This window comes from Streptomyces tauricus, assembly GCF_014650955.1.
GTDB lineage: Bacteria > Actinomycetota > Actinomycetes > Streptomycetales > Streptomycetaceae > Streptomyces > Streptomyces tauricus.
This window is the reverse complement of record NZ_BMVY01000039.1, coordinates 66,119-74,738: the sequence shown is the minus strand read 5'-3', so window position 1 is coordinate 74,738 and position 8,620 is coordinate 66,119. Positions and strand designations below refer to the sequence as shown.

The window sequence follows — 8,620 nt, the reverse complement described above, 5'->3', positions numbered from 1 at the left end:
GCGGCGGGAGGCGGCGCGGCGGGAGGCGGTTGCCACCGCCCCGGCCGGTGCGGCTGGGGGCCGGTCACCGTGAACGGCTGCCGGGGACCGGCCGGCTGCGGGTCGGTCACCGTGAGCGGCTGCCGCGGGCCGGCCGGGGCGGGAGCGGCCGGAAGCGGTGCCGCGGGTACGGCGGTGCGACGGCCCGCCAGATGTTCCTGCAGCCTCAGATGCCGGAAGCGGTACGTGCCGCCGTACCGCTGGAGCAGTCCCCCGCCGTGCGCGTCCCGCAGGAACTCCATGAGGGACCACGGCACCCGGCCGAGTACGGCGAGCCATGCCTTGGAGACCACCCACAGGCACCAGGGGCTGACGGCGACCAGGACGATCACCGCGCCCGTCATGCCCTTGGCGAAGGCGACCCAGAAGTCGACCGTGCCGTGCTCGGTCAGCAGACTGTGCGCCCCGGAGCCGAGGCCCAGCAGCGGGGCGACCACGCCGAGGGTGAGCAGGCCGGCGCGGCGCTCGCCCGCGAGGAGTTCGTCCGGGGTCGCCGCGTCGACCGTGTCGGCGGGCGCGGCGATCACGAGCATCACGAGCGCGGGAAGGATGAAGCCGAGGACGGCCTGCGCCGTGAACGCCTCGCTGTGGTACATGCCCTGGGCCGTGAGCAGGAAGAACGCGCCGGGCACCACCAGGATGGCGAGCGAGGTCAGGGCGCGGCGTACGGAGGCCGCCCGGGTCGCGGAGCGCAGCGCGGCACCGGCCTTGAGGGGGTTTGCCCTGCGGCGCGGTTCCCAGAAGCGGTCGCCGTACCACTGGAGCGTGGTCAGCTGGATGCCGGTGGCCATGACGGCGGCGCCGAACAGGTAGTTGCGGTCGAACAGGTCGATGTTCAGCTGGGGCGAGTCGCTGTAGGTGTCCTCCACGCGGGTCACCACGGTCATCATCGACTCGGCGAGCACGATACAGAGGGCGACCAGCGTCGGTATCGCGAGGAACCGTGCCGCCCTGGCCCGGTTCAGCCGCCACCAGGCGAACTCCCCGGTGCGGTGGCGTTGCAGTTCGCGGGCGAGGAACGCGAGCCAGCCCCGGGCGCGGGCGGGGTTCCACTGGCCCGGCGCGTGCAGCCGTTCGCTGTCGTGGGGGCGGGGTGCGAAGGCGGCCGGGATCACCGTGTCCATCAGGTGGCTCTCGACCGCCTCCCGGGTGGGCAGCAGCGTGCGGTCGGCGAGGCGGGCCGGGTCGGTGTGGGCCGGCCGGTGGGCGCGCCGGGCGAGCCAGATCATCAGCGGGGTGGAGAGTGCCTGGCCGAGGGGTCCTTCGGGGTGTTCGGCGAGTTCGTCGAAGACCGGGCCCCACTGTTCGTGCCGGGCCCGGTCGGCCGTGCGCAGCAGATGGACCGCGGCGTCGCGCGGCCCCACCGGCAGGGCCTCGATGTCCGAGGCGCCGACGACCCGGACGTCGAGGGTCCGGTACTCCTGGGTCCGGGAGGCCAGGACGAAGCCCAACTCCCGCGGTGCGGCGTTCAGTTCGCGGACCACGGCAGCCCGGCGGTGGTCGGGCAGTTCGTCCAGGCCGTCGAGCACGGGCAGGACGCGGCCGTCGCGCACGAGGCGGCGGGCCGGATGCGCGCCGGCCACCCGGGGCAGTCCGGGGTGGTCCTCGGTGAGCCGGGCGACCAGCCAGTCGCGGAGCCCCACGCTCTCCGCGTCCCACGACTCCAGGGACAGGAGCAGCGGAACGGGTACGCCCCGGTCCCCCGGCACCCGGCGGGTCACATCGCCCAGATGGCGTGCGGCGAGCAGGACCACGGTCATGGCGAGCAGGGTCGACTTGCCGGAGCCTGGGCCGCCGAGCACGAGGAGGCGTCGGGCTTCCAGGCCGAGCAGGGTGTCCGCGATGTCGCCGAGCCGGTCGCTGCGCGCGGCCCGTACGGGGGGCTCGGCGGTGCCGGCGGCCGGGGCCATGGCTCCCCAGCGGGCCAGCCAGCGCACCGCGAGCGGGCCCTCGAGGTCGCCGAGTTCCCAGGCGGCGACCTCGGCCGACCACTGGGCGCGTACGGACCGGGCCAGTTCCTCGGCCGCGGTGTCGACGGGCTCGCGCGCGGGCGGCAGGTTGACGACCAGGTCGCCCTGGATCCAGCCGGCCTGGACGAGGTATTCGATCGTGCTGTCGCGCACGATGTTGCGTACCTCGGACGGTGGTCGCCACTCGTCCCGGCCGTGCCCCCCGCCCCGGCCGTCCCAGCCGTCCCGCCCGCCCCGTAGCGTGTCCATGAGCAGATTGTCACCGTGCGCACCCTGCCCGTCACGCGAACTCACAGCATCGGCACACCGGTTGGCTCGTTCACACCTGCGATGCCCTGATGCCGTCCGCGGTGTCGGCGGCGTCGAGGTTCTCGATGTCCTCGGGGTGGTGCAACTCCGTCCTGCGGAGGATGAGCTGCCGTCCGAGCCGGAGTGTGGCGCGGGAGGCGGGGACCGGGTCGGGCAGGGTCGTCAGGTCGGTGAGATGGGCGAAGCCGATGATGCGGCGCACGATCTCGGTACCGGCGAAACCGACCGCGTCGGTCCATACGCGGCGCAGGAAGCGGTCGAGGTAGGCGTCGTCGAAGAAGGTGTCGACGCGGGTCGGCCACAGACGGCGGAACTCCGACTCGAACCCCTCCCAGGACAGGCGGAGTTGAGCGGCGTGGTCGGTGACGGTGCCGAGGGCGCGCGCCCGGGCCGTGGCGACGAGGACGTTGGCCCAGTACAGACCGATGTCGTAGCCGATCGGGCCGACGAAGGAGAACTCGGGGTCGAAGACCCGGATGACGGGGGCGCCGTCGCGTGCGCCGACCATGACGCTGCCGGTGTGCAGGTCACCGTGGAGCAGGGCCTGCGCGGACGTCATGAAGGTGTGGCGGAGGTCGGCGACCTCGGTACGCAGCCGGGTGTCGGCGCGGAACTCGGCGGCGAGGTCGTCCAGTTCGGGGTGCCAGTGGTTGTGCTCGTGCTCGATGTACGGCTCGGAGAGGACGACGTCCTCGGTGATCTTGCACAGCTCGGGGCTGACGGAGGCCGCGACGAGGGCCTTGCGCTCGGCGGACGGCATACCGAAGTCGCTCGTGGCGAAGGTGAGTTGCGCGACGAACTCGCCGATCCTGCGGGAGGTGTCCGGGCCGTAGGGGGCGCCCTCGTTGAGGACCGTGCGCAGGACCTCCAGGTCGGACATGTCCTCCATGACGAGGGCGTAGTTGTCGGCGTCGTAGCCGTGGATCGCGGGGATCTTGTCCGGGGCGACCCCGGCGACCTGCTCGTAGGCGCGCGCCTCGGCGTCGGCGCGCTCGGGGCTCATCGGCCAGGAGGGGCCCGCGATCCGGACCCAGGGCAGGGCCTGCTTGACGGCGAGGCCGCGGGTGCCGGCGGCGTTCGAGGCGAGGAAGACGCGGTTCATGTTGCCGTCGGAGACCTCGCGGACCCGGATGTCGTCGAGGTCGTCCCAGTGGCCGCGCGCGTGCAGGTACGCGGGCACGTCCGCCGGCTCCAGGATGCGGTAGCCCATATGAACTCCCTTATGCGGTGCGGCGCTTGGACAGGGTGAAACTGAAGATCAGGGCGAGGATGAGGACCGCGCCCTCGACGACGTCCTGTGTGTAGTACGGCAGCCCCTTGATGGTGAGGCCGGTCGTGATGATGCCGATCAGGACGGCGCCCAGGGCGGTGCCCCAGACGTTCGGGCGGCCCCGGCCGAGGACGGAGGTGCCGACCAGGGCGACCGCCACCGCCTCCAGGAGCTGGGAGGTGCCGGCCGAGACATCGCCCTGGCCGATGCGGGAGGCCAGGATGAGGCCGCCGATCGAGGCGAGGACGCCGGACAGGACGTACGCCAGGGCCCGGTAGGCGCCGACGCGGATGCCGGCCAGCCGGGAGGCCTCCGGGTTCGCGCCGATCGCGTACAGGACCCGGCCCCAGCGGGTACGGGCGAGGAACACCCAGGCGACGACCGTGAGCGCGCCGAAGATGAGTACCGACACCGGGATGCCGAGGACCGTGCCGCGGTCGATGCGCAGGAACCCCTCGGTGAACCTGCCCGGCGCGGTGGAGCCGTCGGACTGGGTCATGCCGGGGGTGATGGACTGGCCGTCGACCAGGACGAGTTTGGTGCCCTGGATCACGAACATGGTGCCGAGCGTGGCCAGCATGTCGGGGATCTTGAGGACCACGATCAGCAGGGCGTTGAGCAGCCCGGCCAGCGCGCCCGCCGCGATCACGGCGAGGATGGCGACGAGACCGACCTGGTTGTACGAGACCATCGTCTTCGCGGCGACCGTCACGCCGAGGCCCGCCACGGCTCCGACGGACATGTCGATGCCGCCCACCGCCATGGTGAGGGTGACGCCCAGGCCGAGGATCGCGGCTACGGACACGTACCGGAGGGTGTCCAGGAGCGTCGCGGAGTCGCGGAAGGACGGCTCGCTGAGCGCGAAGTACGCGAAGAGCGTGACGGTGACGAAGATGAAGCCGTACTTGATGACGGCGCTCTGGACCCGCAGGGCCGGGGAGGTCGCGGCCGGCGGCGCCACCTTGGTCGGCACCTCGGTGCTCTGGGTGGTGGTCATGGCGTACTTCCCCGTACTTCCCGGAGTGGCTTTGTCTGGGGCTTCGTCTGTGACTTCATCTGTGGCTTCGTGTGTGACTTCGTGTGGGGCTTCGCGGTGGCCGGCATCAGACGGACGCCGAGATGGTCCGGATGACGCGGTCGCGCTCCGCGTCCTCGCCGTACGCGTCCAGGTGGATCTCGCCCGCGGCGAGGACGACGACCCGGTCGGCGACCTCCAGGACCTCGTCGACGTCGGCGGACAGGACGAGGACCGCGGCTCCCTCGGCGGCCAGGGCGCGGGCGCGGCGGCCGATGTCCCGGCGGGCGCCGATGTCCACGCCTCGGAACGGCTCGTCCAGGATGAGGACACGGGGTTTCTCGGCGAGCCAGCGGCCGACGACGACCTTCTGCTGGTTGCCGCCGGACAGCTCCTCCACCGAGCTGTGCTCGTCGCGGGCGACGACGCCGAGCTGTTCGATGGTGTCGCGGCCGAGGGCGTTCTCCCTGCGCCGGTTCACGAGCCCGGCCGTGGAGAGGGACCGGAGGAACGGCAGCGAGACGTTCTGGGCGAGGGACCAGCCGGGGACCAGGGCGTCGGCGTGCCGGTCCTCGGGGACGAGGTGAACGCCCCGGCGGATCGCGTCGGCGGGGCGGCGGGGCGCGTACGGCCTGCCGTCCAGCTCCACGGTCCCGGTCGGGAACGGCTCGGCGCCGAAGAGGCCGCGGGCCAGCTCGGTCTTGCCCGCGCCCAGCAGCCCGACCACGCCGGTGACTTCGCCCGCCCGCAGATCGAGGTCCTGGGGGGTGCGGCCGGGGAGCAGCGGTACGCCCCTGAGTGAGACAGCGATCTCACCGGAGGCGGGAGCGGAGGCGGACCCGGAAGCGGAGGTGGCCCCGGCGTGGGAGCCGGTACCGGGGCCGGGGCCCTGCTTGGCGTCCGTGGGGCGGGCCGTCCCCGCGCCCCGGGTCCGTGTGCCCTGAGCCTGCGCTCCCTGAGCCTGCGCGAGCATGGCGCGCAGCGCGCGGTCCCAGTCGAAGGGCTTGGCCTGGTCCTCGGTGAGACGGCCGTCCCGCAGGACGACCAGCCGGTCGGCGAGTGCGTCGATCTCACCGAGGCGGTGGGAGACGTACAGGACGGCGATGCCGTCGTCCCGCATCCGCTCGACGAGCGCGAACAGACGCTCGGCCTCGGCGGCGGAGAGCGCGGAGGTCGGTTCGTCGAGGACGAGGAGGCGGGGGCTGGTGGCGAGGGCGCGGGCCAGGATGAGCAACTGCCGGTCGGAGATGCCGAGTTCGGTGACGTCCCGCTTGAGGACCTGGTCGCTCCAGCCGAGGTCGAGCGCCGACTGGATCTCCCGGGCGCGGGCCAGCAGCCTGCGCCCGTCGAGGAACGGGTTGCCGCGCCGCTGGGCCAGTTCCTCGAAGACGAGGTTCTCGGCGGCCGTGAGGCCCGGGACGATTCCCTCGCCGATCCGCTGGTGCACGGTCTGGATGCCCAACTGGCGTGCGGCGAGCGGGGACTGGAGAGCGGCGGGGTCGCCGTTCACCTCGACCTGTCCGCTGTGGTCGGTGTGCACCCCGGACAGGATCTTGATCAGGGTGGACTTGCCCGCGCCGTTGGCGCCGAGCAGCGCGACGACGCTGCCGGGCGCGATGTCCAGCGAGACGGACTCCAGGACCGTCTTGCCGCCGAAGGCCATGCCGATGCCGCGCAGGCTCACCGCCGGCGGACCGGCGGAGGTGTCAGTGGGCGACATTGGGGATCCAGTCGGCCGTGCTGACCTTGGCGAGGTTCAGCGCGGGCAGCGCCTCGCGCAGCTGGTCCATGTTCTCGATCTTCTTGCTCTTCAGGAAGTCCTGGGTGATCGCGACGGCGGGGAACTCGACCGAGGTCTTGTTGAGCTGTCCGGCCAGTTCCAGGGCCGCGGTCCGTACGACGGCCGCGCCGACCGCCGAGGGGTCCGTGCCCGCGGTCGCCACCCAGGGGCTGTCCTTCGCGGTCATGTTCTGGATGTCGGCGTTGGAGACGTCCGCGCCGAAGACCTTCACCTTGCTCTGGAGCTTCTTGTTCTGGACGGCGAGGACGGTGCCCTTGGCGAGTTCGTCGTAGGGGGCGAAGACGCCCGCCACGTCCGAGTGCTGGGTGAGCGCGGCGCTGACCAGGGGCACGTTGTCGGTGGCCGTGGAGTCGGTGACCTTGCCGACCTTGAACGCCTGCTGCCAGCCGTTGGTGTCGGCCGTCTTCTTCCAGACGCTGTCGCGCTTGTCGAGGGCCGCGTACCCGGCGACGTTGACGTAACCGACCTTCGCGTCCTTGCCGAGTTCGTCGGCCATCACGTCGAGGACGGCCTGGGCCATGCTGGCGTCGTCCTGCTTGGTGCTGACGACCGACTTGTTCGTGGTCTCCACGTCGTAGACGACGACCTTGATGCCCTTCTTCACCGCCTTGTCGATCTCCGGCTGGATCGTGGCGGGGAAGCCGTGGTCGACGATGATCGTCTTCGCCCCGGAGTTGATGGCCGAGGAGAGGTCGGTGGCCTGCTTGGCGTTGTCCGCCTGGGCGTCGTACACCGTCAGGTCGATACCGAGGGCCTTGGCCTGGGCCTTGGCTCCGTTGCCCCACTGCTCGAAGTAGTCGCCCGCGCCGCTCTGCCGGACCAGCGCGACCTTGACCTTGCCCTCGCTGAAAGGCGCGGGCTTCTTCCCGGTGGCGGTGGCGGCGGGCGCGGCGCTGTCGGCGGTCTTCTGCGAGGCGTCCGACGACTGCGAGCAGCCGGCGAGGAGCAGCGCGGAGGCGGAGGCCATCGACAGCGCGGCGAAGGGCAGACCGGTACGGGCGTGCGTACGGGTACGGGAACGGGGGGTACGGGTACGGGTACGAGGCATGACGGCTCCAGGGGCGGTGCGCGGGAGGAATGAAGAGGGCGTGCGGAGTGCGGGGGGTGCCGGTCCGGAGCGCCGGGCGGGGGCCGAATCAGGCCATGGCCACGGGCAGGTCAGCGACAGCGGGCTGTGGTCGACCGGAGCAAGTCCACGTACAGCCGCCGCACGAGCAGCAGCGTCTTCATACGCAGATCATGAGAACGTTTCCAGCCAGTCGTCAAAGTATTGGGACCGCATTCTCAGTGGTTGAGACAACAACTTCGTCACACTCGGCCGACCGCCGGTCGGGAGTTACGATCTCGGGACCGGCACCCGACCCGGGACAGTGAGGTCTCCGATGGCGACACCAGGCGCGACAGCGACACACCGCTGTACCGGCGCGGCGTGCCGCGGCTGAATCACGGGTCCGGACCTCTGCTTCGAGATCCCCGTTCCGAGCCGCCGCCCGCCGCGCGGCAGCGGATCACCCACGCTTCGACCTCCGTCAGACCGGTCCGGCGCCTGTCCACCATCCGGACGGGCGTCCACCGTCCACCCCGCCCACCCTCCCCACTCCTGGAGTTGCTCTCATGACACTGCTGACCACGTGGCCCGAGTCCGGACCCGAGACGACGGTGCGCCGCACCTCCGACCCCGCCGAGATCGCCGCCGCGCTCGCGCCGCTCGGAGTGCGTTACGAGCAGTGGCCGGTCCGCGAGGACGTTCCCGCGGACGCCGACACCGAGACCGTCTTCGCCGCGTACGGCCGCGAGATCGACAAGCTGAACGCCGAGGAGGGCTTCACCACGGTCGACGTCCTCGGGCTGCACCCGAGCGACGACCCGGAGTTCCCGGCGAAGGCGAAGGCCGCGCGGGAGAAGTTCCTCCAGGAGCACACGCACGACGACGATGACGAGGTGCGGTTCTTCGTCTCGGGCTCCGGCATCTTCTATCTGCACGTGAACGGCGAGGTGCACGCCGTGTTCTGCGAGAAGGGCGACCTGCTGGGCGTGCCGCGCGGGACGACGCACTGGTTCGACATGGGGACCTCGCCGGCGTTCACCGCGATCCGGTTCTTCCACGAGGAGGACGGCTGGATCGGCAGCTTCACCGGTTCCACCATCGCCGGCCGCTTCCCCGACTACGACACCATCGCGGCGGGGTACGAGCAGGACCGGGCCGCGGCGTGAGC

General features: G+C 71.7%; 6 protein-coding genes. 1 reads left to right on the top strand and 5 read right to left on the bottom strand.

What is annotated here, in order from left to right:
- From IE278_RS36030 to IE278_RS36010, 5 genes are all read right to left on the bottom strand, one after another.
- The coding region (locus IE278_RS36030; RefSeq protein ID WP_189778924.1) for an NACHT domain-containing protein at positions 1-2,258 on the bottom strand (2,258 nt) is incomplete at its 3' end.
- A gap of 70 nt (positions 2,259-2,328) precedes the next feature.
- A complete protein-coding gene (gene mtnK, locus IE278_RS36025; protein WP_189778922.1) occupies positions 2,329-3,528 on the bottom strand; it encodes an S-methyl-5-thioribose kinase in 1,200 nt (399 codons plus the stop codon).
- 10 nt (positions 3,529-3,538) lie between these two features.
- Positions 3,539-4,585 (bottom strand): ABC transporter permease, encoded by a 1,047-nt coding sequence (locus tag IE278_RS36020; RefSeq protein ID WP_189778920.1) that lies wholly within the window; start codon positions 4,583-4,585, stop codon positions 3,539-3,541.
- A gap of 106 nt (positions 4,586-4,691) precedes the next feature.
- Positions 4,692-6,323 (bottom strand): sugar ABC transporter ATP-binding protein, encoded by a 1,632-nt coding sequence (locus tag IE278_RS36015; protein WP_189778919.1) that lies wholly within the window; start codon positions 6,321-6,323, stop codon positions 4,692-4,694.
- Entirely contained in the window at positions 6,310-7,452 is a 1,143-nt protein-coding gene (locus IE278_RS36010; RefSeq protein ID WP_189778917.1) for a substrate-binding domain-containing protein, read from the bottom strand. The genes IE278_RS36015 and IE278_RS36010 overlap by 14 nt, the downstream gene beginning before the upstream one ends.
- Before the next feature lie 566 nt (positions 7,453-8,018).
- Here IE278_RS36010 and IE278_RS36005 point away from each other — a divergent pair.
- Positions 8,019-8,618: a 1,2-dihydroxy-3-keto-5-methylthiopentene dioxygenase gene (locus IE278_RS36005; protein ID WP_189778915.1), complete on the top strand. Its 600-nt coding sequence runs from the start codon at positions 8,019-8,021 to the stop codon at positions 8,616-8,618.
- Positions 8,619-8,620: the final 2 nt, after the last annotated feature.